Origin of the sequence: Faecalibacterium sp. OF04-11AC (genome assembly GCF_003460645.1) — a bacterium.
Classification (GTDB): Bacteria; Bacillota; Clostridia; order Oscillospirales; family Ruminococcaceae; genus Faecalibacterium; species Faecalibacterium prausnitzii_I.
The window spans coordinates 54,019-77,683 of record NZ_QTVP01000009.1; the positions used below are offsets into that span (position 1 = coordinate 54,019).

Annotated in this window: 44 protein-coding genes and 1 pseudogene; all 45 read right to left on the reverse strand. The window is 48.3% G+C overall.

Annotated elements, in window-relative coordinates; all coding sequences use genetic code 11:
• Entirely contained in the window at positions 1–255 is a 255-nt protein-coding gene (locus DXA70_RS06450) for a hypothetical protein (protein ID WP_199522857.1), read from the reverse strand.
• Positions 256–257: 2 nt separating this feature from the next.
• Positions 258–1,001 (reverse strand): FAD-dependent thymidylate synthase, encoded by a 744-nt coding sequence (gene thyX / locus DXA70_RS06455; RefSeq protein WP_128117954.1) that lies wholly within the window; start codon positions 999–1,001, stop codon positions 258–260.
• On the reverse strand, positions 998–1,258 hold the full coding sequence (locus tag DXA70_RS06460) for a hypothetical protein (RefSeq protein ID WP_128117955.1): 261 nt from the start codon (positions 1,256–1,258) through the stop codon (positions 998–1,000). The genes thyX and DXA70_RS06460 overlap by 4 nt, the downstream gene beginning before the upstream one ends.
• Positions 1,255–1,437 carry a hypothetical protein gene (locus DXA70_RS06465; RefSeq protein WP_128117956.1) on the reverse strand — a complete coding sequence of 61 codons (183 nt, stop codon included), beginning with the start codon at positions 1,435–1,437 and terminating at the stop codon, positions 1,255–1,257. Before DXA70_RS06465 ends, DXA70_RS06460 begins: the two co-directional genes overlap by 4 nt.
• Positions 1,434–1,898, reverse strand: coding sequence for a hypothetical protein (locus DXA70_RS06470; RefSeq protein WP_128117957.1), 465 nt, complete (start codon positions 1,896–1,898; stop codon positions 1,434–1,436). The genes DXA70_RS06465 and DXA70_RS06470 overlap by 4 nt, the downstream gene beginning before the upstream one ends.
• A gap of 5 nt (positions 1,899–1,903) precedes the next feature.
• Positions 1,904–2,053, reverse strand: a complete 150-nt coding sequence (locus DXA70_RS13605) for a hypothetical protein (protein WP_158565140.1) — start codon at positions 2,051–2,053, stop codon at positions 1,904–1,906.
• Between the two features lies 1 nt (position 2,054).
• Positions 2,055–2,300 carry a hypothetical protein gene (locus tag DXA70_RS06475; protein WP_128117958.1) on the reverse strand — a complete coding sequence of 82 codons (246 nt, stop codon included), beginning with the start codon at positions 2,298–2,300 and terminating at the stop codon, positions 2,055–2,057.
• A complete protein-coding gene (locus DXA70_RS06480) occupies positions 2,297–2,578 on the reverse strand; it encodes a hypothetical protein (RefSeq protein WP_128117959.1) in 282 nt (93 codons plus the stop codon). Before DXA70_RS06480 ends, DXA70_RS06475 begins: the two co-directional genes overlap by 4 nt.
• Positions 2,579–2,851: 273 nt before the next feature.
• On the reverse strand, positions 2,852–3,070 hold the full coding sequence (locus DXA70_RS06485; protein WP_128117960.1) for a hypothetical protein: 219 nt from the start codon (positions 3,068–3,070) through the stop codon (positions 2,852–2,854).
• 67 nt (positions 3,071–3,137) lie between these two features.
• The gene (locus DXA70_RS13610; protein WP_158565141.1) at positions 3,138–3,305 is read right to left on the reverse strand and encodes a hypothetical protein; all 168 of its coding nucleotides are present in this window, start codon (positions 3,303–3,305) and stop codon (positions 3,138–3,140) included.
• Positions 3,302–4,033, reverse strand: coding sequence for a dATP/dGTP diphosphohydrolase domain-containing protein (locus DXA70_RS13755; protein ID WP_199522858.1), 732 nt, complete (start codon positions 4,031–4,033; stop codon positions 3,302–3,304). The genes DXA70_RS13610 and DXA70_RS13755 overlap by 4 nt, the downstream gene beginning before the upstream one ends.
• 264 nt (positions 4,034–4,297) lie before the next feature.
• Positions 4,298–4,594, reverse strand: coding sequence for a hypothetical protein (locus DXA70_RS06495; protein WP_128117961.1), 297 nt, complete (start codon positions 4,592–4,594; stop codon positions 4,298–4,300).
• Complete coding sequence (locus DXA70_RS06500) at positions 4,591–4,824, reverse strand: hypothetical protein (protein ID WP_128117962.1); 234 nt, start codon at positions 4,822–4,824, stop codon at positions 4,591–4,593. The genes DXA70_RS06495 and DXA70_RS06500 overlap by 4 nt, the downstream gene beginning before the upstream one ends.
• Positions 4,821–5,030: a hypothetical protein gene (locus DXA70_RS06505; RefSeq protein WP_128117963.1), complete on the reverse strand. Its 210-nt coding sequence runs from the start codon at positions 5,028–5,030 to the stop codon at positions 4,821–4,823. Before DXA70_RS06505 ends, DXA70_RS06500 begins: the two co-directional genes overlap by 4 nt.
• An 88-nt stretch (positions 5,031–5,118) precedes the next feature.
• Positions 5,119–5,397, reverse strand: a complete 279-nt coding sequence (locus DXA70_RS06510) for a hypothetical protein (protein WP_128117964.1) — start codon at positions 5,395–5,397, stop codon at positions 5,119–5,121.
• Positions 5,381–5,668, reverse strand: coding sequence for a hypothetical protein (locus DXA70_RS06515; protein ID WP_128117965.1), 288 nt, complete (start codon positions 5,666–5,668; stop codon positions 5,381–5,383). The genes DXA70_RS06510 and DXA70_RS06515 overlap by 17 nt, the downstream gene beginning before the upstream one ends.
• Before the next feature lie 5 nt (positions 5,669–5,673).
• On the reverse strand, positions 5,674–6,888 hold the full coding sequence (locus tag DXA70_RS06520) for a hypothetical protein (protein WP_128117966.1): 1,215 nt from the start codon (positions 6,886–6,888) through the stop codon (positions 5,674–5,676).
• A 565-nt stretch (positions 6,889–7,453) separates the two neighbouring features.
• Positions 7,454–7,864: a DUF3846 domain-containing protein gene (locus DXA70_RS06525; RefSeq protein WP_128117967.1), complete on the reverse strand. Its 411-nt coding sequence runs from the start codon at positions 7,862–7,864 to the stop codon at positions 7,454–7,456.
• Positions 7,865–7,989: 125 nt separating this feature from the next.
• Positions 7,990–8,373 carry a hypothetical protein gene (locus DXA70_RS06530; protein ID WP_128117968.1) on the reverse strand — a complete coding sequence of 128 codons (384 nt, stop codon included), beginning with the start codon at positions 8,371–8,373 and terminating at the stop codon, positions 7,990–7,992.
• Between the two features lie 13 nt (positions 8,374–8,386).
• Positions 8,387–8,926, reverse strand: a complete 540-nt coding sequence (locus DXA70_RS06535; RefSeq protein ID WP_128117969.1) for a hypothetical protein — start codon at positions 8,924–8,926, stop codon at positions 8,387–8,389.
• A 15-nt stretch (positions 8,927–8,941) separates the two neighbouring features.
• Positions 8,942–9,592 carry a hypothetical protein gene (locus DXA70_RS06540; RefSeq protein ID WP_128117970.1) on the reverse strand — a complete coding sequence of 217 codons (651 nt, stop codon included), beginning with the start codon at positions 9,590–9,592 and terminating at the stop codon, positions 8,942–8,944.
• A 5-nt stretch (positions 9,593–9,597) separates the two neighbouring features.
• The gene (locus DXA70_RS15370) at positions 9,598–11,643 is read right to left on the reverse strand and encodes a hypothetical protein (protein WP_347553508.1); all 2,046 of its coding nucleotides are present in this window, start codon (positions 11,641–11,643) and stop codon (positions 9,598–9,600) included.
• A gap of 41 nt (positions 11,644–11,684) precedes the next feature.
• The gene (locus DXA70_RS15375; protein WP_347553509.1) at positions 11,685–13,604 is read right to left on the reverse strand and encodes a DUF5906 domain-containing protein; all 1,920 of its coding nucleotides are present in this window, start codon (positions 13,602–13,604) and stop codon (positions 11,685–11,687) included.
• A gap of 29 nt (positions 13,605–13,633) precedes the next feature.
• The gene (locus DXA70_RS06550; RefSeq protein ID WP_128117971.1) at positions 13,634–14,014 is read right to left on the reverse strand and encodes a hypothetical protein; all 381 of its coding nucleotides are present in this window, start codon (positions 14,012–14,014) and stop codon (positions 13,634–13,636) included.
• Between the two features lie 156 nt (positions 14,015–14,170).
• The gene (locus DXA70_RS06555) at positions 14,171–14,722 is read right to left on the reverse strand and encodes a hypothetical protein (RefSeq protein WP_128117972.1); all 552 of its coding nucleotides are present in this window, start codon (positions 14,720–14,722) and stop codon (positions 14,171–14,173) included.
• Positions 14,719–15,234, reverse strand: a complete 516-nt coding sequence (locus tag DXA70_RS06560) for a hypothetical protein (RefSeq protein WP_128117973.1) — start codon at positions 15,232–15,234, stop codon at positions 14,719–14,721. Before DXA70_RS06560 ends, DXA70_RS06555 begins: the two co-directional genes overlap by 4 nt.
• Positions 15,215–15,382, reverse strand: a complete 168-nt coding sequence (locus tag DXA70_RS06565; protein WP_128117974.1) for a histidine kinase — start codon at positions 15,380–15,382, stop codon at positions 15,215–15,217. Before DXA70_RS06565 ends, DXA70_RS06560 begins: the two co-directional genes overlap by 20 nt.
• A gap of 123 nt (positions 15,383–15,505) precedes the next feature.
• Positions 15,506–15,868 (reverse strand): annotated as a pseudogene (locus DXA70_RS06570) (DUF6353 family protein); the annotation flags it as partial.
• Complete coding sequence (locus DXA70_RS06575) at positions 15,811–16,491, reverse strand: DUF6353 family protein (protein ID WP_128117976.1); 681 nt, start codon at positions 16,489–16,491, stop codon at positions 15,811–15,813. The pseudogene DXA70_RS06570 and the gene DXA70_RS06575, both read right to left, overlap by 58 nt.
• A 20-nt stretch (positions 16,492–16,511) precedes the next feature.
• Positions 16,512–17,120: a hypothetical protein gene (locus tag DXA70_RS06580; protein ID WP_128117977.1), complete on the reverse strand. Its 609-nt coding sequence runs from the start codon at positions 17,118–17,120 to the stop codon at positions 16,512–16,514.
• A gap of 68 nt (positions 17,121–17,188) precedes the next feature.
• On the reverse strand, positions 17,189–17,515 hold the full coding sequence (locus DXA70_RS06585) for a hypothetical protein (protein WP_128117978.1): 327 nt from the start codon (positions 17,513–17,515) through the stop codon (positions 17,189–17,191).
• Between the two features lie 98 nt (positions 17,516–17,613).
• A complete protein-coding gene (locus DXA70_RS06590) occupies positions 17,614–18,399 on the reverse strand; it encodes a DUF6353 family protein (protein ID WP_128117979.1) in 786 nt (261 codons plus the stop codon).
• A gap of 60 nt (positions 18,400–18,459) precedes the next feature.
• Positions 18,460–18,684 carry a hypothetical protein gene (locus DXA70_RS06595; protein ID WP_128117980.1) on the reverse strand — a complete coding sequence of 75 codons (225 nt, stop codon included), beginning with the start codon at positions 18,682–18,684 and terminating at the stop codon, positions 18,460–18,462.
• Positions 18,685–18,751: 67 nt separating this feature from the next.
• A complete protein-coding gene (locus tag DXA70_RS13615) occupies positions 18,752–18,916 on the reverse strand; it encodes a hypothetical protein (RefSeq protein WP_158565142.1) in 165 nt (54 codons plus the stop codon).
• Positions 18,913–19,734 carry a DUF6353 family protein gene (locus tag DXA70_RS06600; RefSeq protein ID WP_128117981.1) on the reverse strand — a complete coding sequence of 274 codons (822 nt, stop codon included), beginning with the start codon at positions 19,732–19,734 and terminating at the stop codon, positions 18,913–18,915. The genes DXA70_RS13615 and DXA70_RS06600 overlap by 4 nt, the downstream gene beginning before the upstream one ends.
• Before the next feature lie 64 nt (positions 19,735–19,798).
• Positions 19,799–20,020 carry a hypothetical protein gene (locus tag DXA70_RS06605; protein WP_128117982.1) on the reverse strand — a complete coding sequence of 74 codons (222 nt, stop codon included), beginning with the start codon at positions 20,018–20,020 and terminating at the stop codon, positions 19,799–19,801.
• 65 nt (positions 20,021–20,085) lie between these two features.
• Positions 20,086–20,313 carry a hypothetical protein gene (locus DXA70_RS06610; protein ID WP_128117983.1) on the reverse strand — a complete coding sequence of 76 codons (228 nt, stop codon included), beginning with the start codon at positions 20,311–20,313 and terminating at the stop codon, positions 20,086–20,088.
• Between the two features lie 193 nt (positions 20,314–20,506).
• Positions 20,507–20,692, reverse strand: a complete 186-nt coding sequence (locus DXA70_RS06615) for a hypothetical protein (protein WP_128117984.1) — start codon at positions 20,690–20,692, stop codon at positions 20,507–20,509.
• A gap of 148 nt (positions 20,693–20,840) precedes the next feature.
• The gene (locus DXA70_RS13620; RefSeq protein ID WP_158565143.1) at positions 20,841–20,978 is read right to left on the reverse strand and encodes a hypothetical protein; all 138 of its coding nucleotides are present in this window, start codon (positions 20,976–20,978) and stop codon (positions 20,841–20,843) included.
• A 55-nt stretch (positions 20,979–21,033) separates the two neighbouring features.
• Entirely contained in the window at positions 21,034–21,396 is a 363-nt protein-coding gene (locus DXA70_RS06620) for a hypothetical protein (RefSeq protein ID WP_128117985.1), read from the reverse strand.
• A 52-nt stretch (positions 21,397–21,448) separates the two neighbouring features.
• On the reverse strand, positions 21,449–21,853 hold the full coding sequence (locus tag DXA70_RS06625) for a hypothetical protein (protein ID WP_128117986.1): 405 nt from the start codon (positions 21,851–21,853) through the stop codon (positions 21,449–21,451).
• Between the two features lie 54 nt (positions 21,854–21,907).
• The gene (locus DXA70_RS06630; RefSeq protein WP_128117987.1) at positions 21,908–22,144 is read right to left on the reverse strand and encodes a hypothetical protein; all 237 of its coding nucleotides are present in this window, start codon (positions 22,142–22,144) and stop codon (positions 21,908–21,910) included.
• A gap of 98 nt (positions 22,145–22,242) precedes the next feature.
• Positions 22,243–22,473, reverse strand: a complete 231-nt coding sequence (locus DXA70_RS06635) for a hypothetical protein (protein WP_128117988.1) — start codon at positions 22,471–22,473, stop codon at positions 22,243–22,245.
• A gap of 447 nt (positions 22,474–22,920) precedes the next feature.
• Positions 22,921–23,370: a hypothetical protein gene (locus tag DXA70_RS06640; protein ID WP_128117989.1), complete on the reverse strand. Its 450-nt coding sequence runs from the start codon at positions 23,368–23,370 to the stop codon at positions 22,921–22,923.
• Positions 23,367–23,615 (reverse strand): hypothetical protein, encoded by a 249-nt coding sequence (locus tag DXA70_RS06645; protein WP_128117990.1) that lies wholly within the window; start codon positions 23,613–23,615, stop codon positions 23,367–23,369. The genes DXA70_RS06640 and DXA70_RS06645 overlap by 4 nt, the downstream gene beginning before the upstream one ends.
• Between the last annotated feature and the right edge of the window lie 50 nt (positions 23,616–23,665).

Genomic DNA, 23,665 nt, shown 5'->3' on the forward strand with positions numbered 1-23,665 from the left:
TCAGGTTTTCATAGTAGCATTTGCTGCATGAACCAGATATGTGGTACCGTCAATCGTGATTTGCAGCTGATCGCCTTCGTAGTCAGTCCAGTTGTCCACTTTGCCTTGAATAATAGTTCCGTCGGGCAACTTAATCTGTGCCCAGGAATAGGTAAATGTTGTATTAAACACCTTATAGTTTCCACAACCGCATAACCCGAGGCAGCCAACAAGCATCATCAGACATGCAACAACACAAATAATACGATTTTTCATAGTTACTTCACCATACTTCCCTTCCGAGTCTGATCGTCTGCCGGCCAGAGTGTTTGAATATCATCGAACACCACCGGGATCTTCTTCTGCAGTTCATGCAGCAGCGGGCACATGAGTTCTCTCATCTGAGGATGGGCCGCCGCAGGAGTACGCAGCTTGAAGATGTTGCGCCACTCACGGTAGTTGGCCGTCACCACGATCTCGGTTTTCAGGCACAAAGGCAGCACGCATCGAGCCTGTTCGGGACGGAGACCATTGGTAATGAGAATTTTATATCTTTTTTCAGCATCGTCACAACTCCAATACCACGCATTGTGGATTTGATAGTCCGTTTCGAGTTTTATAAAGTCCTCACTCGAACTGGCTGCTTTAATTGCTTTTTCTGTAGGTTCGCAAGGGATGTAATACGGCCGAATAAAGCTCAGCTCCCCGCCAAACTTCTCCGTCGAGTAGTTGCAGTACCGGGTGCTCTCCTGTGCAAAGCTCGCGATGCGGTGCCGCACCAGCTCATTGGCAATGGCCCGGTCACAGGTAAACAGCACGGACAGCTGAGAATGCTCCAACATCGCCTCATGCCCCTGCTTCACCAGAAAGCCCACCAGTTTCTTTGCCGACTCACCATCCGGCGTGATCTTGTCCTCGCTCTTGTAGCAGACCCGGGCCACCCGCTCGATCTGCTGGAGCTCTTTGATGCCACCCTCAGAAATATCAGTGAGGATTTCGTATTTGGGTTCAACGATTTTCATATGTTAGCAATCCTTTCTCTTTCGGGATCTCGCAAAATAGAGTCCCACTCTGCAATAAGCTGCTTCAGATTTGAATCATCAATTACGCCCTGCATGTTGTGTTCATTATATGTCATTAAAACCTCACCTGTTTTAGCTGGACCGAGTCCACAATTAGAACAGGAAATCTCATATCGGAGTTTCATAGTTGTACCACAGGTCATCGCACCTGTATTTTTCAAATATGCTTTACAATAGCACATAGGACAACATCTCATAAAGGATCCTCCTGTACCAATCTGCAAGTCCAATCCCCACAGATATCACCCGAAGCATGCTTCTTTGCAAACGCCATGCCTTTCTTAATGGCCTCCTGCTTATTTTCTGCTTTGACCACAAAACCCTGATGCCCGCCACCATTGTCTGTACACTCAAACCAAAATGTATATGCAGTCATGTAAAAACCTCCAGAATCGAGTTGAGCAACCAATCAAAACACCGCTTAAAAAATAAAGCGAGTCGGTGCAGCCAATACTCAGGCTCTGACGGAATATCTCTTCCTTGATCCCGCAGTGCATAGTACAGCTGTCGGTCAAATTTGCGAAACGGAATATCATTTGACAAACACCATAGATGAGCATCCTGATAGCTGATTTCACCGTAAATGCATCGCTCAATTACATCTTGCATCGTAGCGTTGACTTTTACCATTTCCAGCTTATGAGTTTCGTAATCCTCAGAATATAGCCCGATCTCTTTCATTGGTTCGCCGGCATTGCAAATAAAAATGATGCACGGCTCATCATTTGCATATAAAATTTCAATCGTTTCGGCGTTTACTATCTCTCTTGCCTGGTCAACTGTGATTTTCCCTGTATCTACCAGATTGGCTATCCAATGAATATTACCATACATCATATGTATCACTCCAGAAACCGAAAAATAATAAACCACAGACACTTCAGCGTAAACGCAATGATAATAAGCCAAGCGCAAATTACCATCGTCGTTGCCATGACCTGGCCCATGATGTCACCAATGCGGGCACCGAGAGGTTTCTTTTCTTCATTCATATTAAAGCTCCTGTTTCTCATATCCGATAAAGTCAGCAACACCAATATTGCCGTTATCACAGTTATGCTGTGCGTACAATTTCGGAACCAGTGCCATTCGTTCAGATATGTACTTTGGGGTTCCATTCGCACGCCTTATAAACTCGTTCATGTCCTTGCCCGCAGCAGCTCTTCCATGTGTCGTCACCGGGCAAAATTCTGCGCCACACTTTCGGCATTTGTAGATTTGGTTGTACACCATGCTCATACCACACACCTCCTTGCAGCATCCAGACGGCTCTCCGCAGCGTTAAGCTCAAAAATAGCAGCCGTAATAAACTCCGGGTCACAGTTCTCAAAGTGGTTCTTAGCAATTTCCAATTCTTGTAGAGGGTTACAATATTTATGGATTGCACCAATTCGAGCTTCACATTCTGGGATTCCCAACCAACGAGCCCATTCTTCTGTTGGAGATTTAATTCCGAGAAGCCATTTGATTGGTTCCGTCCAGAATATCTTGATAAACTCAGCGATTTTTCGCAGCATTTCTGCACCTCCGTTCGTTGATATCAATTACTTTCGTTGCGACCAATCTCGAATACTCGTTCAAGGCGTTGCGAATCACCTCAGATTTTGTTTGTCCTGTACGTTCACAAACATTGGCAAGCAGAGTATTTTCTTCTGGGGTCAGTCGAATTTTAACTGCTACATTTCTCACAATCTCTTTAGGTGGTCTGCCTCGCATGTATTTCACTCCTTTTATAAAAAATAAAGAGCCGCAGATTTCTCCACGGCTCCCGCCTTAATGATTAGTTCGTATTATCGTTCCATAAAGTCTTTATCTACCAAGTCATATTCCACATCATGGTCATTGGAATTGCCAATAAATATCGAAAACGCCTTATCAAGGTCTGTAAAGTCACACACTGCAATTTCATTATTAACAAATGCAGGTGAGCCTACCAAAGCCTCGCACATACGGTCACGAAATTTAGCCATTTCCTCAGGATTCTTGCATTTGATGTTCAGAACAATCATAGTTCGTACCTCCAAAATATAATTCTGAGACTAACCATCTCATAATAGAGGTCGCATTTTTCGCGCCTTACTTAGCTTTCTCCCTTTTATCCTTGAACTTCACAGGCTTCACAGTCCCCTCCCGTGCACACTCCGTCAGGCACTCATTGCAGGGCTCGTCCGTCTCCGGCACCTTGAAGTTCTCGCACTTCGGGCAGTAGGTCGCATAGTCCACTTCGCGCATCCAGTTATTCATACGACAATGACTCCTCCCATTTCTTTCCAAACCGGATAAAGAACCATAAGCTCTTTGCCGCATTTAGGACATTCCAAATATAATTCTTTATCATTGGAAAACCGCATCCTATCAGGATAAAACGGTTTCAATCCGTTATGGACAATTCTTCCTAAAATCACTCCACAATCGCAATGAATATCCTCATCTGACTCGTCATCAGGGCTTTCACTAGGTTTCTCTTCTTCAGGATCAGGCGGAAGAACCCACGGATTATCGCCACCGCAAAGTGGACATTTAAATATAACTTCATGTTCGCCCATCCGTTTTCCAGTAGCTCTAGCCCAGTGCTTTCCGCAGTGTTTGCATTTACCGTTGCGAGACACCCAATAATCACGGTCTCGCTCAGTTACAGTCGGCGACAAATTAAACCTATCATCCAACTCCGGATGGGTCTCCCGCTGGTTCAAAGCCCACAGCAAATTCCAGCAGGCAGCGCGCAGGTGGTCCTCGTCGTCCATTCCGACCATGTACTTTGCTAAATGGCGGGAAGCGCTGTCCAGCAGCGAATGCAGCGGAATCCCCTTATCCACGTTATGCTCACCGTACTTCAGCGCACCCTCCTCGCAGTGTTTGCTGACCTCCATGATGCCGTACCAAGGCAGAAGGTCCATCCGCCCTTTCCCTGCGTGCATATCACGCTTGGCACCAGTTTCAAATTCGGTGCGATCTCCAGAATCTTTGATCACAAATATCAATCCTTTCTTACTTAATGAGATTCACATGATGCTGGTGAACCTCAACAACATCTCGCGGATGGTTCTTTTTTCCAAAGAACATTACAATATGCGGGTAATTATCTCGTCTATCGTTGCGGCAGTACAATTTTGTGGGAACTTTGTAGCGAGGCAATGCTTCTTCAGTATACATGATTTTTATAAGTTGAATCTCATGATACGTCGTCTTCATCTTCTGAATAAGTTTTTTCTTGCTTTTTCGTGAAATATTTCCCATTAGCAGAACCTCCTGATTCTTCCCTGCATAACCTTGTTGGGAATATCCAGCCACCGGATTTTGCACTTGTCCTTGTAGTCAGGACGTAGCTTCTGAAGAATCATCTTCCATGATTGCCTCTCGATTTCTTCAGTCAAGTCCATGAGACAAGCCTTTACTTTCTCGAAGCATTCTCCAATTGCATTTAAGACATCTGATATTTGCTCACAGGCCGTCGCAATAAACTTTAAATAATCATAAATATCATGCTTGGCACCAGTTTCAAACTCCGTGTAATCTCCAGAATCTTTGATCATTTGTCTTCCTCCTTTTTGAATCCTTGAAAGTCTCCTATCCCAAAGCTTCCATCTTTGCAACGGTGAACGTCACGTACATGTGCACCAATCCCACAGCCTTTCGGATACCATTTACCATCATAGGCTGCACCCGAAGCGGATTCAATTGCCGTATTTTCACTAGCAGTCGCAACAGGCTCAAATAATTCTCCACACAAGCGGCACTTGTAAATTCCATGAAACAGTGTCATCCGTTTTCCGCCTCCAACTTTTCAATAATTTTACCAATCGCGGCAATAATATAATTTCCAAGGAAATTCTGAAAAGCAGCATCCTGGGTGGCGCGAAGCATCATTTTGAGTGCCAACTCATCAGAAACTGCGTAATCAGTCATTTCTTTGTTGGCTTTTTCTACGATTTCCTTGGAAAACAGTTCTCGAATATCATTACTCTCCATAAAATTTCCTCTCGTTAAACGCCTTTTTCGAGTTCAGTGCCATCGACTTTAGCTGGTAGTACCTTGGTGCGATCTCCAGAATCTTTAATCATTTGTCTTCCTCCTTTGATTTTTTCTCAACCGTAATAACTTCTTGGATGTGATTTGATTCATCGAAAAATACAGCGACACCTTGTAATTCTTTGCCGTTACCATCCTTACAAGTATTCGGCATATAGAGTTTAACAGAACCTTTATATCGCTTAGGTACATTCGGACCATACTTAATGGCCGTTATTTTCACCTCATGATAATTTGCCTGGAGTTCCAGTATGATTGATTTTTCGATTTCTGTGCTACAGATTCTGATGTCATGAATTGTGCTCATCAAAAGCGCCTCCATCATATTTCAGAAAAAGTCCATACTTCCATCTTGCAAACAGAACCTTTCCATGCTTCAACGCCTCAATGTCTTCGTCAGTTATCACAAAAAAACTATTTCCAAAGAAGGATCGATTCTGACATGTGTCAATAAGATTGCATGATTTGAATGTTTCATCAAACCAAGTTTGGATGCCTTCTTCTGTGGCATGGCAGGCTTGACCGTTTCCTGAACATATACCATTTTCCATGTAACCTGGACATTTTTTATAAGCCATAGTTGTTACTCTCCATAAAATTTCCTCTCGTTAAACGCTTTCTTCGAGCTCAGTGCCCTCGAAATCGCAAGGTCGATCCCCGCTCTCGACTTCAGATGGTAGTACCATAGATTCTTGTACGGGGTGTTCAGCCGGTCGATCCGTCCTGCAGCTTGCTCCATGATTTTGTAGGAGTAATTCTGACTGTAGAATATAATCGTATCGGTCTTGATGCAGTTCCAGCCCTCGGCTCCTGCGTTGTACTGCACGAGATAAACCCACTTATCGCCATCGGGAATCGGCTGGTGCTTATGCCCATTCCATTGTGCAACTTCAACGCCTTCTCCATAATTCAATCCGAGCAAAATATCCAGCTCATAATCGAAATTGTAGAAGATGATGACTCGCGGCCTGCTCATGCAAATATCACGGACTTCCTGTTGGCGGCTCCGATCCGAGTTGACCAGTTTCCGCAACGAATAGCAAAACTCACTTGCTGTCTCGATAGGCTTGTCCTCCCACGGATTCCAGCGGGTCCTACAAATTTGCAGATATTGCGCTTTATCGTAGTCCACAAAGACATTCTCATGATGCGATACGGTTTCGCGTTCAAAATCCATATCAACCAGAATCCGTTCCCGCAGCCTTACCAAGCGCTGCGTGTTCAGGTAGCGGTCGATTTTAGGGTACTTTGAGAAGCGGCTGTAAACGACATGTTGGTTATTAAACTCTGTGCGGTTCCGAAAAAATCCATTGGCGATGAACACCGGGATATAATCTGTCCAGCAGTCCCCTGGAGTGGCACTGAGCAAAATCCACTCGTTTTCTTTCGTGATTTTCAGGAACGATTTAACCCACTTGCCGCTGCCGACGACACGCTGCTCATCAAATATAAAGAACGCATTCTTTACGCCAACGTACTTTCCGATATTGTTCCAGGAATCCACCACGACCTTGTGCTCGTAAATATCATGCTCCGGGGCCGTCCCCATATAGAAATGAGCCAGCTCTTCGTCCCATTCGCCTGTATCCCTTTTCCGGGCAGTCGTGATGATGTAAAGATCCGGGGGCTCTGTCATACGAACATAATTCTCCGTATTCACCTCCCCATCGTAAAGTTTGTAATAGAACGCCAAACTCGTTCTCGATTTTCCGCTCCCGACACCACCACATAGGATGCAGCCAATTTTCATCCGTTTGACCGCATCCAACTGGTAGTCGTAGAGCATAACTCCTGCCATCAGGGTAATTACCTCCATTCCAAATGAGTATGAATTGAGCACTTCCTGCAGTGGTTCTCGTAAGCAAGCAGCGCAATCGTTGCCTCTTCCTCGTCCTCTCCCTCTTCTTTGGCTGTGTATCTGAAAAGCTCTTTTCCATCCTTATAAAAGACTTTCCAAAGTCGCTGTTGGTGATTAGTAGAGTCCGTGCTTTTTGCAGTAGGACGTATATTGTAAGCCCTCCTTATCCGCTTCATGCATGATTTCCTCCAACGTAGGACCTTTCCGTTGTGGTTTCGGTGGTCTATCCTCGTCTGCACAAGGGAATCCGCACTTGCACATGTTGCAGTATTTCCGCGCAATCGGAACGTTGTACATCATCCTGCCGCATTTCTGGCAGGGCTTGTTTGTCCTTGTGCCTCCGTAGTGGTTACCCATAAATATCAATCCTCCAATGCTTTATGCTCGGGTTTCTGCCCAGTTGCGAGTCATGCGGGAATCGAACCCACCGTACAGCCCATGCTAATGACTCAAATAAAAAGAGCCTCAGATTTCTCTGAAGCTCTCGTATTGTAAAGAAAACAGATTATTTTACGGTATTCTCCGGTTCATAATCAATCTTTAAATGCGTTCTCCCATGTTCGTCGATGGTGCGCCAGAATCGTTCAGGGCAGTGGAACATTTTTTCGTATTTTGCCAAAAGTTCAGGACTCAGCGAGCCAAAGTCATCCTCTGTCAAACCTGTAATCAAAAATGTTCCAGCAATAACATCAATTGGTGTGCCATCATCGGTCAGGAGGGTTCGGTTGAAATTATCAATGCCAAATCCAAGAAGTTTTCCCTCTTCATTGCATATCAGCGCCACAGGATCATCCCAGGGATACGTTACCTGAATAGTTCCTCCAACTTCTTTTTGGAGAGACTCCAAACCAAGCGGAATCCGAACAATTTCGGGAATGCAATGGGGCTTGATTCTCAAAACTTTGATCCGTTTCATGATGTTCAACCTCCAAAGTTAAAATATAAATCGAGCTGTCTCCTGCTGAGAACGCCATTTGCGACGTGGGCACTCACCGGCTGGAGCATTCAACCGAGGACTGACCCCGGCACTCGAAATATCAATTAGTAGATTTCAAGATTGTCTACTCTCTGGTCAATAAGCCGCCGCTCAATGACATCCGGTGCAACGTAGGACAGATTCACCAGATACTGCGGAATGCCATAAAGTTTTGCGGTGTAGTTCTCGACAATGCATCCGTCGAAGCCTTTCTGGTCGTCATAGACACCGATAAAGGCGTCTGCCTGAGACAGCATCTCGATGGACTTACCCAAGTACCACAGCTGCTCACGGTTACAGGCGGGTGCTTTGTCAGCAATCCAGGTGTCGATCACCTCAAATTTTTCGTCAAAGATAGCTTCTGCAATTTTGTGCATCTGCTCCATCGACTTACGAATCTGTTCTTCGGTCCGCCCACGCATCGGGCAGCTGATAAATAATTTTTCCATAAGAGAAACCTCCTTAGAACGGAATATCATTAGGGTCGTTCGGCTCGGCCATATCTGCTTCCGGTGCTGCATAGCGGGCATAGCGCTCTGCATACGGATCAGCATCAGCATCCTGCTCAACATACATCACATCCGCATACAGGCTGTACTCCCCGGGGAAGTTCTTCTTCTCCACGAGATTAGCCTGCAGGCAGACATTCTTGACGCGGATAAAGTCGAGCTGGCCGACCGTTTCCGCATTGCAGAGAAGCCGCTTGCCGGAGGTGGTGATCCAATAGACGCGCGGCGGCCACTTGGAATCCATATTGACATTGACCGGGACGTACAGCGTCGGCACATAGGGCTCATCATAGGTGCGCTCCGGGTTCGGGTGGGTTTCCTTGACTTTGACACCCAGCGACACCAGATGGTCTGCAAGCTCCCGAGTCGGGATCACCACATTGACACGCCGGGTGCTGGAGCCAAAGCGGTCGCGGCTCGGGTCACCCGAGAAGTTGGTATTAAAAATAAAACGAGTATCGTCGATATTGACTTTCTGACGCTTGGTATACATAAATATCATTCTCCTTTACTTATACAGTTCCTGTTCCATCACGGCAAGGTTAGCCTTCATCTCGCACAGTTTCTTCATAAACCTGGCCGGATTGCCCGCAACAGTCCCATCGATGATCTCATCGAAAATGCGATTCATCTTTTCGATGGAGGCCTTTACGGCGTCGAGATTGGCGGAGTGTTCCGCCGTGCAGGGCTTGTTGGGGTTGCCCTTCCAGCATTTCTCGACCCAATTCCGGATCTCAGTGTAATATGCACCATGGTTGCCAGCGCAGCGCTTTGCAACGGCCAGTGCCAGCCCCTTTTCCGGGTCGAAAATATCATTCTCGTTGCACTTCACAACGGTCTTGGTGCCATCCGTCCAGTAGACAACCGTGGCCGGAGGGTTAAAGATAACATTTTTGATCGAACCAGCGTTCATAGCAGTCTCCCTCTTTACTTCTCTCTTGAAGTTCGCATCAACAATATCAGCGAGGCTATAAAAGTCGGGCATACTCCTAATATGCCAGTCGCCTTGTTTGTCTCGCAGCAAATCGCCGGGATTGAAAGTCAAGCTGCGCCCATTGTCCGTTTCGATGTACATTTTGTTATCATCAACTTTGCGGTAAAAATTAGAAACCTGGTCCATATATTTGCCATCCGAGCTAAACAGTCTTCCGTATCCCATAAATCTCATCTCCTATCAAAATTCTGTGCAGCTTCTTCCTGCACGTCATCCCACGGAATATCAGGCTTTTGCCAGGGCGATTCACCCGAATCATCTGCGACGAACCACTCGAAGTCTCCATATTTCGAGATTTCCTTAACGGCATCGTTTACTTCCTTGTTGAAGTAGTCCTTGTTGATGGACTCCTCCATGTGAAGCTGATACACCATCTCGCTTTCCAGCCATCGGTAGTCCTTCGCTCCGGTCACAGAAGCATACTTTCGCTCGCCGGCATCATCAACCCCGGTTTCACGCAGAAGCAGTGCACCACCTGCGCCAGGCATGATCGGACAGAACTGCCCAACGCGGCCCACAAAAATATAATCGTGTTCGCCCTCGGGCAGATCCTCGTTCTTGTCGAGATAGATGGCACCCTTGGAGACACTTTTTGTCTCGCACAGGTCGTTGAAGACGATGGGGTCCTTCGAGAACAGCGTCTTGAAGACATACGGGATCTGGAACTGTGTGCCCGTGGCCGTCCATTTTCCGCCTTTCTTCTCGTTTTTCTCCGGGATATACCCGTATTGGTCCTTGCATTTGTCTGCATCCATGTACTTGGCAATATAAACCGCATTGTTCACCAGGCACATCTTCTCGTAGGTGGCCTCGTGCTCAAAGGTATAGCCGTACTTGGTTGCAAATTTCATGCAGAAGTCGATGATCTCAGGTGTTGCACCGGGAATCTTGATGGAATCCGTCTTGATATGCGCTACTGCGAAGCCGCGGTTAGCAACTTCATCCTGCAGGGTGCGCATAAATAAAGCCCCTCGAAGCGCCACAATGTTGTTGGCGTTCTTGGGGTTGCGGAACGGATTATCAAAAGTGGCCGACGTCAGGCCATAAACCGAATTGATGGCGATTTTCAGTGCCTGAGCCAATGCTTTTGCCTGCCCGGGGTCATCCAGATACTTGGCCAGCTTGCCGCCAAACAATGTCTTGGCCTTGTCATATTCTCCATGTTTCACATAGATACGTACATCCATCAGGTCGTTGAAATGCTTGGTGTAGTCTCCAAAGTAGTTCATGGCCACTGCAGAATGTGGATGCAGGGAGGCAACATCCAGCAGTGCCACATTGTAGTACATGTTTGGTTCTGCATACACATAGCCGCCCATGCCCAAATCGGTACCACGGAACATATTGTGCATCTTTCCATCATCGCCGCGTACGAACTCATACCCCGGAAACGCATTGATGATGTTGTGGTCCGTCAAAATATCAGGCTCTACTTCCACCACCTCATCAGATTTACCTGTGGCCAGGTCGGTGTAGACCAGCTTGGGGTGCTTTTCCTTACCAAAGATGATCCGTGTAGTAAGGCTGTTCGTCGTGTCATTGACCGTCATCCCAGCCAGGTCTGCCAGAATCTCACGTGCCACGAAATCTGCCTGACGGTCTTTGGAATAAAACAGCGCTTCTGTTGCGATCACGTCATTGTCACAGTATTCCGCAACTTTATCCCACAGGCTCTTCGGTACCGGCTGATCCCACGGAAGGCCCAATTCCTGGTGGTGAATGCCCAGCTCGATCTCAAACTTCTTCAGGCTCTGTTTTTTCGACGAGAAATCGTAAATATCAGTGTACGAGAGGTTGTACGCCTCTCCGAAGAAGCCCGTATGCTGGTTGACGATCTGATTCGACAGTGCATAGATCTGCTCGATGGACATTCCGATCATCCGTGCCCAGAGAATATGGTTATCGTACTTACGGTTATTGAAGCCGATGATACGATACTTCGTCAGATTCTCAATTTCTGCAGGCGCCGGGTTAATCATGCGGTAGACCTTTTCCTGCTTGGCAAACTTCCAGTTTACGAGCAGCAGGTTGGGGAAGACCTCACAGTCCAGAAAGATGATGGGTTTTTCGTCCCCTGTAGGCGCTTCTGCCTCCAAGTCGTCTTTGGATTTAAAATGCATCTTGGACACGATCTTCAGGCACGCCTCTGCCTGATTCGTGCTGCTGGCGGCAAAACTGAGGATCGCGTTTCGCATATCATCGACGTTATACCGCACATTTCCCTCATAGGCCTCATCCATGATGTGAGCAATAAAGTCTACGCTGGGCTTGGTATAAGGCTGATCTCTTTGGCGAGGGCTTTTTTGATGAGGACACGCAGGTGCCGCTCATCCTGAATCTGCTTTGTATCAACCATTGCTTTTTCTCCCTTTAATGGCAGGCCACTGCTGATGTTCGCGATGGGAATGTCATTGCACTTTGACAACTTTCGCCGCAGCGAGGATTTCCCCGAGAACACCTTGATCTCAATGTTCTCGTCATAGATCCTGCTCAGCTTTGTCGCGTCGCCCGTGTAAATATAATGCAGGTGGATGCCGGCACCCGATTTACTCAGTTCCGCATAGGTCCGGGGCCATTGGGAAGCAGCTTCAAGGTTTCGCTCAAAACTCTTTGCTCCATCTGACCCCGGAATATCAAAGTCAATGACAATATGGTTCTCCGGGACTTTCACATAGTGTAGCCTCGAAGTGTCCAGCCCGGACAATTTGCTTCGGACATTCTCCCACTTTTGCGTAGGAGTGCCATTTTCGTTCGCATATTGCGCCGGACAATCCTTGCAAATATCATCAAAGAGAGAATGCCGCTCTTTGAACTCAATCCAGGACGCCCCGGAGTCCGCAGCGGGTTCTTCTGCTTTCTCCGGGGTATCCAAAAACTCTTTGAACTTTTCGTACTTGAAACCACTGTAGTAGCTGCGCACCCGTTCTCCGTTCACATCTTCAGCCCGCTCCTTATAATCCGAGAAGTAGTTCATGAGTTCCTCTCGAAACGCTCTACGCGAGTAAGGATACGCCACCTTTGCCTCCTGGTTGTAGGTGTCGTACATCGCCCAGGCTCGTTTCAGGGAAACCCCGTCCTCTTTCTTGAAAATATAATAGGAGTCGAGCATAAAGTTGTAGAAATCATTGGACGCGCCCAGCATACGGGTCGGAACATAATCGTCGTAGAGATGCTTGTTCTTTTCGTATACCTGTTTGCAGTACCATGCGATGCCGCCCAGCTCGAAATCCACTTTGGCCACCAGGTCGCGGTACTTTTTTGCCGGGATCTTCTCCCCACTGGGTTCCACGTCGATGAGTCGCCGGATCAGACCTGATTTTGCATCGGTGATCTTGACCGGCTTATTGGTGCCCAGAAACATAAAGCACTTGAACTGGTTCGCATAAGCGCTTCGGAACTTCTCGTTGACCATCATCGTTTCGTGGGAAACCAGAGAGTTCAGCCTTGTGTTGTCCTCGATACGCGAGAGGTCGCCATCGTGTTGGATCGCGATCAACGGGTTCGATTTGAACGCTTCCAGCGCAAACGCATTTGATGCAGACCCCAGTGCCTTAGAATCGAAAACAGACCAATATCCGTCAAACAGCTTCTGTACGATGTTCAGCACCGTGGATTTGCCGCTTCCTGGAGGGCCGTAGAGCACCAAGAACTTCTGGAGCTTCTTGGAGTCGCCGTTCACGATGGCTCCGATCGCCCATTCGATCTTCATGCGCTCTTCTTTGGAATATAAAGTGCCCATGAGCTCGTCATAGGCGCTGATACTCCCCTCTTCCAGCGGATACGGCAGCCGTTTGGATGCATAGCTGTCTTTTTTGACCGTGGTGTTCGCAAATATCAAGGAGTCATCGAGCATGTGGAAGCTGTCCCGCATCTGCCGCTGACAGTATTTGTGCCAGTTATCAATCATACCGGACTCCGCATCCCACATATGCAGCACGCGGAATCCATCCGTCATGGTCTGCTTATGCTCCTGCACATACAGATCAAGCTCCCGGTCGATAAGCTGCAGTGCATCCTGTTCATCGGTGCTCCAAAGGCCTCGTTCTTCCAGCCAGACTGCATAGAAATCAGAACCCCGAATCATCAAATCTTTCGATTTTTTGATGATAAACTTGGGATAAATCTCGATCACACCCCGCTTTCCTGTCCGGGTCGCGATCATCAGGAAATCAATCATGACGAACTGACTTCCTCCTTTCCATGCATTTATTCCGGCTTTTTGGTAATGGTCGCCTTACCATCGCAGCAGATATCTTTTTCGGGTTCCGGTTCAGCCGCACTGTTTTCTGCCCAGAACTGTTCGGCGTTCTTGCGGTTTGCCTCATCCAGTGCCTGATGGACGTACACCAGCTCTGCATGGAGGTTGCGCGCTGCCTCTTCCGCTTCCTTGCGCTTCTTGTCGCTCTCGCCCAGCATCTTGCAGGTGGTGGCACCGAACCAAATCAGACCGCCAATGAGCAGGTTCTTACGGATGCACTTGTTATTCAGCTTCCTCACCCGCTGGTTCATGGCCTCGATCATGCCGTCCGCAATCTGCAGAGAGGCTTTGCTTTCGGCCAGTTCGTACATAACATTTGTCATATCCATGATCTTTTTTCCTCCAATATTTAGGGTCAACTAATATCAGCCGCCCAATGTGTGAACTATCTCGGCATGATGTGATTCGTATCAGGACGTGGGATTCATCTATCGCTTGTTCGACTACTCCCTCCATCGAGATGCAAATTTTTGATACATATGTCATCAACACTCATTCTCATTCAACCAGTTCATCAGCTGATACCAAATATCAATCTGGCGCATGTCTTTGGTCGGATGGTTCAGCGTGAACAGGCCACCGGCACCGTTCGGCTGGTAGTCTCTGCACATAAAGCGGTCGATGACGGAGTCAGCGCGTTCCTCGTGGAAGCGACTGTCGTCCATGGCAGCAAGCCCCAGGCTCACCACCATGTTCCAAAACCACTGGCCCACACGGTTTCCCGCGTTGGAATCCTCCATGATGTGCTCTTCGGTGCGGATGGCCAACGCCACCATCATCTCCAGCATGCTGCACGGAATCCCCTGAAATGCTGCGTCGATCTTTCCATACGGGATATTACTCTCTGTGGCAAAGCGGTACCGCAGATTGATACCGTCAGTAGCTCTGCAGCCGTCCATCTCGCAGGCCGGAATATAATTTTTGTTGAACAAAAACGTCAGCAGGCGGTGAAATGAGAGATTCCGAGGCTCCCATTCCCCGCATACAATTTTGTAGAGCCAGTCATGATACTGCTCTGCAGTCTCCGAAAAAATCATTCTTCCTCCTCCCAGTTCTGTCTGGACTGGATGATTTCATAATCCTTGTGATAGTTGTTGTTGCGGACGTGGACGGCGCTGGGCATGTACTCGCCGAAATGCTTCAGTGCTTCGCTGCCGATGGTTTTGGAAATATCATCCACATCCAGCGGTTCATTTTCTCCATCAAATACCAGCTTGCCATCCGCATAGTACGTCATGAAGCTCGTCTCGTAGTCGTCCTCGGAGCCAAAGTCATCCGGCTGGATGATCTCGATCGCAGCATGTGCAACAGGCTCCGGGTCAGACTCAGTGCGGTACTTCCCTGTCAGCTGCTCAAAGCTCTTCAGGGTAGCCTTTTCTTCAATGGTTTTGTCCATGTCGGCCTCTTTCTGTGCGTAGTGCTCCCGGACGTCCTCGATCTGGGTGTCCGCATACTCCTGATACTTTTTCAGCAGCATCGTGTGCATAAAATATGCGCCTCCGGCAAAGCCTGCCGCGAAGATCAAAATATCACGAATGGTCTTGTTCATTTTCTTCTCCTTTGATGCTCAGCATCGTAAAAGCCATCCCGCCAAAGAAAAGGGAGACACTCATCAGAATGCCTCCCACCACATGGCGCTTGCGTTTGGTATCGGTCAGATAGTCCAGAAATAGAAACATGCTTTCCAAACTGTCCATAGGCCACCTCACTCCGAAAGGACCGCCAGACCAGAGACGAAACAGACTCCGGCCATGGCAGCAAACAGGTAAGACAGTCTCTTAACGAATCTGGTCATAGCGTATCCCTCCAAAATATCAGTCTCAGATCTTGTCGATGATGGGACCGTCGCAGTTGAACCGCAGCATCACGCTCCGCTCATCGCCTCTGATAAAGCTGTTCAGCGCGTCGTCTCCCTCCACGTAGTTCGTCACACCGAAATCCACGTGGTTCTGTCGGGTCTCATCGTTCGGGTCATAGATCCAGCCCACGATCTGCCCTTCCGGGGTCTTCATGGTCACACCGCCGTGCGTGCCGATGCTGCTCAGAACGTCGTTCAGGAACAGGTGCCCCTGGATGCGCAGCCGCTTGTTTGCCGCCTGCTCCATCAGGAAAAGGTAGTTGCGGTTCAGCTGGTTGTCAGCCTGCCAGGTGTCCACCGTCTCATCAAAGATGCAGGTGTAAGGCTGGTGTGCGCCATCGCCACGTCCGTGTACTGCTTGATGGTCTCTTCCACGCCGTTCTCGTCGGTCTTTTTGTTCTCGATCTCCACGGCTTTCACGTTGTGCTCCAGTTCCTGCTGCACACGGTCACCGAAACGGTCCGTCACACGGGTTCGGTATTCCTCAAACGCCTTGTCCAGCGCGATGTAAGCGGCAGTCAGGCTGGCGTTCCGCTTGGTCATGATGTGGTGGGAGCCAAACATGCAGCCGAGCGATGCAACGCCCAGGCCCACTGCAGGGGCATAGACCTTGGCCAGTGCCACGCCGGTATGGACGTAGGCAGTCGTAATATCGTTTTTGAACTCATTCTCGGTGTAGGTTTCCCCTTCACCCAGCACGAGTTCCCCGCTGTCGATCTTGGCCTTGGTATCGTGGATGGTCTGGACCGCAGCATTGTGCTCTTTCAGAATATCCTGCGCCTTGATGGTCGCCTTGCATGCCAGCACGGTAGCGGTCACACCGCCCACAGCAGCCCCCACAATCATGATAGTCGGGCTTGCTTTCTTCAGCTTGTAGCCGTATTTGGATGCCGCACGGGTCACTTTGCCCATGAGTTCACTTTTGTCGATCTTTTTAAGAAACTTCATAAAATATCAATCCTTTCTATTTAGTGCAGCGGTACGGGCCGGGGCAGGATCAGGCGGTACCCTCCCGGGATGCCCTTGATGTAAGCACCATCAAGGTTATGCCAGCCGTAATTGTAGTCCGTGTTGTCGGGGGTAACGCCCATCAGGTCCCACAGGTCGCCGACGGATACCCGGTCATATTCCCGGATCGAGCCGTACATCTGGTTCAGCGTGTCGTCTGCATCGCCCCGATTTTCAAAATCGAGATTCTGTAAGCTCCTGCGTGTCGGCTGGTTCGGGCTCTGCGGGCCACGGCTTCCCTGGTAATACCCATCGTAGCTGTTGCGCTGGGTGCGGGAGCCGGAATAGTTCGTGGAGCTGCCACGGGAGCGGTCTTCGCCCCAGAGCGCGATGCTGACTGCCGAATTAAAAATACTCCAGATGCCATTTTTCAGCATCGGCAGCAGATAATCCGCGATGATACGGTCTTTCACGGTCTTCAGGTCCTCTGCCAGGAAATCGCTCGCCAGCTTCTGGATGTCGTTCTGTTCCTTAACGGTCACTTTTCCCTTGACCACCTTCTGGAACTTCTTCTGCGGTTCTGCAGGCTTTTGCCCAATGCTGGATTTCGGCATATCTACTTGTGCCATGTTGTCATCCTTTCAAAAACAAAAAGTAAGAGCCCACGATTTCTCGTAAGCTCTCGCTTCATCAAACATTATTCTTCCTCAGAAGTCTCCTCGACGTTCTCAGAAACGTTCTCCACGTCAGGCTCAACGACCTCTTCCACCGTCCAGGGAGCACGCAGATGAATCTTCTTCTTGGTCTTCGGCTTGTCCTCTTCCGTCTTGCTCTTCTTGTTCTTCAAGTGCTTGATCCCGCCAATCACAGCGGCACCGGCAATTGCAGCCACGCCAATCGCAAGCTTCAGATTCATACCCGAAGTCTCCTCGTTTTCGATCATCTGAACATTCTCCTCCGGAACGACCTCAACAGAGTTCTCGTTCTCCATAACAGTAGTCTCGTTCATGTTCATTTCGTCCATAATAGTTACCTCTTTCTTTTCTTAAAGTTTATAATGTCGGAGTATTACCTCCATAAGGGGAGCTGTATTTTTCGCGCCTACACGGGGTATCGAAAATATCAATACCCCAGCCACTTGGGCGGAGTGCGATAATCCAGCACCAGGCAGGGCATCCCGTCGTCATCCAACTTGGAAGAGTAGAATGTTTCGATGCCCAGTGTAGTATCGGTATCCCAGCCCAGCAGATCGCCGTTGTGGTTATGCTCGATACCGAGATAGTCAAACAGATCGTTCTCCGTCAGACAGGAATCGCTCAACAGCTGCTTGTTTGCGCCGTTGATGGCTTTCTCGATTGCGTTCTGCGTTGACCAGAAAGGCCTCCCGGAAAGGCTTTCCCAGCACTTGATCGTCTTGCCGTATGCCTCACTCGCATCCAGATTGATTCCTTTCGCATGGGGGATTACCGCAGGTTCCGGCGTTTTTGCCATCTTGTCGAGGGTCACGGCCTCCCGGATCTGCTGTTCTTTCACCGGGCCGATGGTCTCCAGAACTTTGTCCTGATACGTCCGCAATGCCGTCTCCGAGAGTGTGCAGGCCGCCGCAAGCGCAGCGTTCTGCTTGTTCTCTACCTTTAGAGCCCCCACCGCGCACACGGTCGAGATGCCAAGGCTCACTGCAGTCGGAATATAAACAGGGCCTGCCGTCTTCACGATGGTCTTCACGTCCAGCTTTTCGACGCCAAGCTCTTTTTTCTTGTTCTCCAGCAGGATCATCGCCTTCGGGGTTGCTTCCACGGCAAAGCCGACCGCCATAAATGCGCCCGCGATGCCGAAGCCCAACAGGATCTTGGATGCATTCTTGTTCAGCATCCGCCCGGCAGCCCGGGTAACCGTTTTAAGTTTCATGTTCGTACCTCCCTGAAATATAAAAGAAAGAGCTATAGATTTCTCTACAGCTCTTACCTTTCAGATTCGACCATTCCGTTTCAAATTCCGAAACCGAATTTCTGTATCACGCTGATCATCGCGTTCCAGTTGGATCTGGTAACAGATATATTCGTACAGTCTGGTCGGCTGCTTCTTCAGATAGCAATACAGCCCCATAAAGCCGTATTTCACTGAATGTGCAACTTCCTTCAGTATGCGTACCATTACCTTGTCCAACATTGCATAATAGTCGTGATCGTACATAAATACCAATCTCCTTCGTTTGTCAGTTTGGATATCTCTTCCATAAGGGGGACTGTATTTTTCGCGTTTACTGGTTCTTTTCCTCCAGCTGACGCCGTACCTCTTCCTGCACCATGTCATGCAGCTCTTCATCGGTCTTCTGCTGCTCGATCAGGTCATGTCCAAAGCTCAGGATCGCACTTGCAGCCATCAGTGCCACGCTTGCCACACTCCACCAGTTGATGTGTTTCATAATTGCTTCTCCTTTTTATCACAGTATTCTGCATAGGGGTCATAGTCGATATAATTTTCGATAGGCGGCTGGAACGAGTCCACATAATATACTTCCAGGCCGTCATCAGTAGTCTGCTTGTAATACTGGAAGTCGATCCAATAATACTCCCACTCATTTGCCAGATAGTCTGCAGACCAGCCCGTTGTATCCCCATTTGGCAGATATTCCAGTCCGAGGCAGCTGTAGAAGTCATTGAGAGACACCTCTCCATCCACCGCAAAGCTGCGGTTTATCGTGTAAAATGCATCGGTCAATTCCGCTTCCGTGGCATGAAAATACCGTTTCGAGATGGGTTCATAGCAGAGCAGTTTTTCCGTCTTCATGTCAGAAGTCGGTTCTTTTGTGACGCTCTGTGCGTCTTTCCAGACGTCCTTTTCGGCATCAGTCCCCCAGCGCTCCGCCACCTGCCTGCGGTATTCCTGATAGGTCTTTCCCAGCGCCATGTAAGCCGCGGTCATGCTCGCCAGCTGCTTCTTATTCAGTGCATTGGAGCCCAGGATGCAGGCGATGGTGCCGCCGCCCAGAATTGCCGCAGGAACGTATGCTTTCCAGCACATCAGAACGATTTGCCTCTTTGTCGGAGGCCCTTCCACCACGCCAAATTCATCTTCGTTGAATTTGGTCAGCTCCTTGTCAATTTCAAGGATGTGCTGCGCCTTCGTTGTTGCTCGCCCGGTCTCGATGGCCGTTGCTACCACACCTACGGATGCCGCCACTGCCAGGATGGTTCCGCCATGCTTGCGCAGGAATTTCGCGCATGTTTTCGTTAGTTTCATTGTTCAACCTCCATTTTGAAAAATAAAAGAGCCCACGATTTCTCGTAAGCTCTTGCCTTAATGATTAGTGCTTATTTTCCAGATACTTATCCGTAAAGAAATCAAACACTTTTTGGTCGCGCTTGCAATACTTTTTGTGAAACGTATCGTTCAGTTCGTTTGCAGCCTGCGTATGCCCCATTTGTACCAAATCGGACCATACACACGCCATAGATACCACGGCGAGTGCGTCGATCACATAATAAGCTGCAATGCAACCCGTAATTGCTCCAATCAATTTCTTCATAGTTCGTACCTCCAAAATATAATTCTGAGACTAACCATCTCATAAAGCACACTGAAAATTTCGCGTCACAGCACTCCGGCCTGCTTCAAAATTGCCATCAGGTCCCCTCTGCTCACCAATGCATCAATGTCCAAATGAACACGTACTTTTTTCTCATTTTCGCTGTACTTGACGAAAATATCATTGAGCTCCACGTCTGCGCTCTGATACCCCTTCTTTCGCAGAGCTTTCAGAATCACCTGCGAGATTACATTGCGCAGAAATGCCGACTGGATGTGCATAATGTCCTCCATTACTTTGCCTCCTGTAACTTCCAGATAATTTTCCAAATATATGTGTTTATTACTTTTAAGTAATGCTGGATTTCAGTATCATCCTCGGTCAGACACAAATCCTGTACGAGTCTCTGAGCCTGATAAAATTTTTCTTTATTTGTCTTTGTCATGATGTCCCTTTCACGAGAAAAAGATAAGAGGGCTTGATCTTTCAGATATTGTCCTCTTCCAGATTGCTCTCTATCATTTTGTCCAATGCCTTTTTCTGGTTCCATTTTGCCCATGCGATGTATGCGCCGGCGATTGCTGTCCACAATCCCATTGCAACTCCGCAGAGCTTAAAATAAGTTCCCCAAGTCCAAGGTTTGTTCATAAAGTTCTTAATAGCTTTCATCATAGTTTTTCTCCTTTCAATGTAAGCCCTCTTACCTCCATAAAGGGAGCTGTATTTTTCGCGCCGAAAAGAAAGAGCCCATGCTTTCGCATCAGCTCTTCTCCGGGATAGCGCCCACCTAAGTTGTGTTTGTCCGGCCTATCGTCAAAGTTCAGTCTTTCGACGGTCGGAACGCCCGACACAACAGCCACACCACAATGGTTACAATTGCCATTGCAGCAGCTGCCATGATCATCTGCCCAACCGTAATCGAATAGTTCCAAATTTTCTTAAAAATAGATTCGTTCATACTCTTTACTCCTTTTCTTGGGCTTTCTCCCATAAGGCAATGAGTTTTTTTCGCGTCAAATCAAGCTTCTGTCAAACACTGTCTCCCAGCGTTCCCGCTTGATGGGTTTCATCCGCAGCGCCCACATGATCTGCCGGACGGTAACGGTGGGATATTCGCCATTTTGATTTTTCCGTTTGGCGTGGCTGTCAAAATATTCCTTGAAACCGTCATGCAGGTAAATTTTATCGGTCAGCCACGGGTCAATGGCGCTCCAGTAGGTCGCCTTGGTCTTCTCGTTGTATCGCTGCTGGATCACGCACAATCCCCTGTCATGCTCCTTGTAAAGCGTGCAGACGCGGTAGACCGGGTGGTTGCAGCGGTAGACGCTCCCGTAATAGCTCGTCCACTCTTCGGGTGGTATCTCGTGATATCGCATAAAAATAAAGAGAGTCCGCAGCTTTCGCTACGAACCCTCCTCGGTTCCTCCTTTACTCTTTTTCCGTAAAGCCTCGCTTCAATTCACGTACTCCCTCACCAATTGCTCTCGACAGCTGCGTTACGCCGCCAGCCTCGCAGATCGACCAGTATACCGTCATACCAACCGTGACGACACCCGTCAGCGCCTTTACGCCGATCTTTGCCCAGTCAAGTCTGCGCGCTTTCTCCGAATTTTCCTTGTTGAGTTCCATTTCGTGCACTTTCCGCACTTCTTCGTCCTCTTTCAGGTTTTTGTCGTTTTCCTGCGCCTCATCCTTGAGCTGCATATCATACAGCTTCAACGCCATGTTTGCCGCCTTGTCGTAGTCTTCTGTGCCAGGCTTTAAATCTTTGAGACTCTCCAGCGATTTCTTCGCCGCGTCTTTCAGCAATTCCTTGTTTTCGTAGTTTTCCATTTTGAATTTCTCCTTTACAAAGTAAATCTGGAGTTTCCTCCATGATAGGGGCCGTTATTTTCGCGTCAGGTCAAGCTTGTTCACTTTCAGCACCACGTACTCCTCTTCTTCAAAGTCTTTCACCTCCTCGTCCAGGCTCAAGGAAAGGTAAGGCCAATCCTCGCTGTCCGGCTCCCCAATGATCAGCTCGCCCACGGCATGGTTGCGGTCGCCCGCGTGCCAGCAGATGGTCATCCCCACAAGGACCCCGACAAGCATCGCAAAAATCAGATAAGCAAAGTACCAGTTCATAGTTCATTTCTCCTTTATAATACTGTAGTGATGAAAACGGTCGTCTGCGTTCTGGAAAAAAGAAAAGAGCCCACGATTGCTCGTAAGCTCTCCGCTTCTCAGATGTCTTTGCGAATCATAAAGAGTTCGCCATTCGATACGATCACCCGTACTATTCCACGGCAGCGGATTCGGTCGATTGCCTGGTTGTAAGCAGAGCGTGCCGTCTCGCTCGAAGCGTAGTCATGTTCAACAAACATCACTTTGCTCCGGCTCTCGATAAACACCCTCAACTTATCCGTAGCATCGACATAACCTCTGTCATATCTTCTCTTCACAGTTTTCGTCATAAATATCAATCTCCTTTCGTTGTTCGGAAGACATCTCTTCCATAAAGCAGGCAAAGTTTTTCGCGTCTAACCTAGAATAGAAAAAGAAAGAGCCCAAGTTTCCTTGAGCCCGTTTTCCGGTCAAATGTTTTCATTGAACACCAGCCCGAATTGCGATAATCAGACTAAACATAAAATCTACCACCTTTCTCATAAAGGGAGCTGTATTTTTCGCGCCCGGACAAAAAGTAAGAGCCGCAGATTTCTCCACGGCTCTCTCCTTTAGCAAGACAACTCAACCCAACAATGGTATTGTCCACAAGGCAGTGCGTCCCAACTCGGATACTTCATCTTATACGGGCATTGGCTGCAATTCATGATATTATCAGAATCTGCAAGAAATGTACGGATAAGATTATTGTCTTCGTTATTGGTCCAATCCACTTTGCTCCAATCTATCGCTGCCATTTATCTCACCTCCATAAAGGAGCCTGTATTTTTCGCGTCACCCACGTTCTTTGCTGAGAAGCCAGAAGAATTTATGATAGAGCTGGTAGTACATCTCGGAGCCGCAGGGCACCCGCGTGCCCGGAGTTGATTGTACGAGAGGCCCTCCGTTACGCCTTTCAAAATGTACGGTGCAATGGCAGGTTCCAGCATCGCCAGACAGTCGTTGATGAGCTCGATGTGCTGGGAGTAGTATGCCCGGAGCATGGCATAGTGCTCTGTTGGATCGGAGGGCATGTTCCCTTTGATAATGCCTCCTACCTCATCTCCGTGCGACTGCCAGCCGTCCAGCAGAGCCAGTGCTTTCTTCCACTCCTTATACTGGAAGCAGAAATGTTTTAGCTCGTAGTAACGGTGCCGGGAAAGATGGTAGGGATTTTTGGGAGACAACTCCGGCTTCTCATGCCTCATTTCTTACCCTCCCATACGTACCCGGTCTGTTCGTATAAGAGCTTGGGCGAAATATAATAGTTTATTCGTCCATACTTAGAATTCATCTGTTCGATGCTAGTGATTTTGACGCCATTCCGTGTCGCCTCTCCAATCGGCAACCAGCCAGCAATAATTCCGGCTCTTATCCACGATGCCTCTTTCCCGTATGCCATGGCCGCCACTCGTACAGGCACCGATCCAGTTCCTAATTTAGGTTTATCCATTTGTTCCAACTCCTTTTTAGAATTTCCAAGTACTTTTTGTCACATCTTGG

Excerpts from the sequence above, each read along its gene's own strand:
- DXA70_RS06635 (WP_128117988.1), bottom strand. The coding sequence starts at position 22,473 with ATGACGAAAACTGTGAAGAGAAGATATGACAGAGGTTATGTCGATGCT.
- DXA70_RS06595 (WP_128117980.1), bottom strand. The coding sequence starts at position 18,684 with ATGTACGATCACGACTATTATGCAATGTTGGACAAGGTAATGGTACGC.
- DXA70_RS06495 (WP_128117961.1), bottom strand. The coding sequence starts at position 4,594 with ATGATCAAAGATTCTGGAGATTACACGGAGTTTGAAACTGGTGCCAAG.
- DXA70_RS13615 (WP_158565142.1), bottom strand. The coding sequence starts at position 18,916 with ATGAAACACATCAACTGGTGGAGTGTGGCAAGCGTGGCACTGATGGCT.
- DXA70_RS06600 (WP_128117981.1), bottom strand. The coding sequence starts at position 19,734 with ATGAAACTAACGAAAACATGCGCGAAATTCCTGCGCAAGCATGGCGGA.
- DXA70_RS06645 (WP_128117990.1), bottom strand. The coding sequence starts at position 23,615 with ATGGATAAACCTAAATTAGGAACTGGATCGGTGCCTGTACGAGTGGCG.
- DXA70_RS06540 (WP_128117970.1), bottom strand. The coding sequence starts at position 9,592 with ATGGGATACGGAAGACTGTTTAGCTCGGATGGCAAATATATGGACCAG.
- DXA70_RS06505 (WP_128117963.1), bottom strand. The coding sequence starts at position 5,030 with ATGGAGAGTAATGATATTCGAGAACTGTTTTCCAAGGAAATCGTAGAA.
- DXA70_RS06585 (WP_128117978.1), bottom strand. The coding sequence starts at position 17,515 with ATGGACGAAATGAACATGAACGAGACTACTGTTATGGAGAACGAGAAC.
- DXA70_RS15375 (WP_347553509.1), bottom strand. The coding sequence starts at position 13,604 with ATGATTGATTTCCTGATGATCGCGACCCGGACAGGAAAGCGGGGTGTG.
- DXA70_RS06575 (WP_128117976.1), bottom strand. The coding sequence starts at position 16,491 with ATGAAGTTTCTTAAAAAGATCGACAAAAGTGAACTCATGGGCAAAGTG.
- DXA70_RS13610 (WP_158565141.1), bottom strand. The coding sequence starts at position 3,305 with ATGAATAACTGGATGCGCGAAGTGGACTATGCGACCTACTGCCCGAAG.
- DXA70_RS06605 (WP_128117982.1), bottom strand. The coding sequence starts at position 20,020 with ATGAAGAAATTGATTGGAGCAATTACGGGTTGCATTGCAGCTTATTAT.
- DXA70_RS06500 (WP_128117962.1), bottom strand. The coding sequence starts at position 4,824 with ATGACACTGTTTCATGGAATTTACAAGTGCCGCTTGTGTGGAGAATTA.
- DXA70_RS06475 (WP_128117958.1), bottom strand. The coding sequence starts at position 2,300 with ATGAGCATGGTGTACAACCAAATCTACAAATGCCGAAAGTGTGGCGCA.
- thyX (WP_128117954.1), bottom strand. The coding sequence starts at position 1,001 with ATGAAAATCGTTGAACCCAAATACGAAATCCTCACTGATATTTCTGAG.
- DXA70_RS06460 (WP_128117955.1), bottom strand. The coding sequence starts at position 1,258 with ATGAGATGTTGTCCTATGTGCTATTGTAAAGCATATTTGAAAAATACA.
- DXA70_RS06555 (WP_128117972.1), bottom strand. The coding sequence starts at position 14,722 with ATGATTTTTTCGGAGACTGCAGAGCAGTATCATGACTGGCTCTACAAA.
- DXA70_RS13620 (WP_158565143.1), bottom strand. The coding sequence starts at position 20,978 with ATGAACGAATCTATTTTTAAGAAAATTTGGAACTATTCGATTACGGTT.
- DXA70_RS06565 (WP_128117974.1), bottom strand. The coding sequence starts at position 15,382 with ATGGACAGTTTGGAAAGCATGTTTCTATTTCTGGACTATCTGACCGAT.
- DXA70_RS06480 (WP_128117959.1), bottom strand. The coding sequence starts at position 2,578 with ATGCTGCGAAAAATCGCTGAGTTTATCAAGATATTCTGGACGGAACCA.
- DXA70_RS06590 (WP_128117979.1), bottom strand. The coding sequence starts at position 18,399 with ATGAAACTTAAAACGGTTACCCGGGCTGCCGGGCGGATGCTGAACAAG.
- DXA70_RS06470 (WP_128117957.1), bottom strand. The coding sequence starts at position 1,898 with ATGATGTATGGTAATATTCATTGGATAGCCAATCTGGTAGATACAGGG.
- DXA70_RS06580 (WP_128117977.1), bottom strand. The coding sequence starts at position 17,120 with ATGGCACAAGTAGATATGCCGAAATCCAGCATTGGGCAAAAGCCTGCA.
- DXA70_RS06640 (WP_128117989.1), bottom strand. The coding sequence starts at position 23,370 with ATGAGGCATGAGAAGCCGGAGTTGTCTCCCAAAAATCCCTACCATCTT.
- DXA70_RS06535 (WP_128117969.1), bottom strand. The coding sequence starts at position 8,926 with ATGTATACCAAGCGTCAGAAAGTCAATATCGACGATACTCGTTTTATT.
- DXA70_RS06550 (WP_128117971.1), bottom strand. The coding sequence starts at position 14,014 with ATGGATATGACAAATGTTATGTACGAACTGGCCGAAAGCAAAGCCTCT.
- DXA70_RS06630 (WP_128117987.1), bottom strand. The coding sequence starts at position 22,144 with ATGAACTGGTACTTTGCTTATCTGATTTTTGCGATGCTTGTCGGGGTC.
- DXA70_RS06525 (WP_128117967.1), bottom strand. The coding sequence starts at position 7,864 with ATGAAACGGATCAAAGTTTTGAGAATCAAGCCCCATTGCATTCCCGAA.
- DXA70_RS06620 (WP_128117985.1), bottom strand. The coding sequence starts at position 21,396 with ATGCGATATCACGAGATACCACCCGAAGAGTGGACGAGCTATTACGGG.
- DXA70_RS06465 (WP_128117956.1), bottom strand. The coding sequence starts at position 1,437 with ATGACTGCATATACATTTTGGTTTGAGTGTACAGACAATGGTGGCGGG.
- DXA70_RS13605 (WP_158565140.1), bottom strand. The coding sequence starts at position 2,053 with ATGAATGAAGAAAAGAAACCTCTCGGTGCCCGCATTGGTGACATCATG.
- DXA70_RS06520 (WP_128117966.1), bottom strand. The coding sequence starts at position 6,888 with ATGGCAGGAGTTATGCTCTACGACTACCAGTTGGATGCGGTCAAACGG.
- DXA70_RS06515 (WP_128117965.1), bottom strand. The coding sequence starts at position 5,668 with ATGGCTTATAAAAAATGTCCAGGTTACATGGAAAATGGTATATGTTCA.
- DXA70_RS06450 (WP_199522857.1), bottom strand. The coding sequence starts at position 255 with ATGAAAAATCGTATTATTTGTGTTGTTGCATGTCTGATGATGCTTGTT.
- DXA70_RS06485 (WP_128117960.1), bottom strand. The coding sequence starts at position 3,070 with ATGATTGTTCTGAACATCAAATGCAAGAATCCTGAGGAAATGGCTAAA.
- DXA70_RS06615 (WP_128117984.1), bottom strand. The coding sequence starts at position 20,692 with ATGATGAAAGCTATTAAGAACTTTATGAACAAACCTTGGACTTGGGGA.
- DXA70_RS06510 (WP_128117964.1), bottom strand. The coding sequence starts at position 5,397 with ATGAGCACAATTCATGACATCAGAATCTGTAGCACAGAAATCGAAAAA.
- DXA70_RS06625 (WP_128117986.1), bottom strand. The coding sequence starts at position 21,853 with ATGGAAAACTACGAAAACAAGGAATTGCTGAAAGACGCGGCGAAGAAA.
- DXA70_RS06610 (WP_128117983.1), bottom strand. The coding sequence starts at position 20,313 with ATGGAGGACATTATGCACATCCAGTCGGCATTTCTGCGCAATGTAATC.
- DXA70_RS06530 (WP_128117968.1), bottom strand. The coding sequence starts at position 8,373 with ATGGAAAAATTATTTATCAGCTGCCCGATGCGTGGGCGGACCGAAGAA.
- DXA70_RS06560 (WP_128117973.1), bottom strand. The coding sequence starts at position 15,234 with ATGAACAAGACCATTCGTGATATTTTGATCTTCGCGGCAGGCTTTGCC.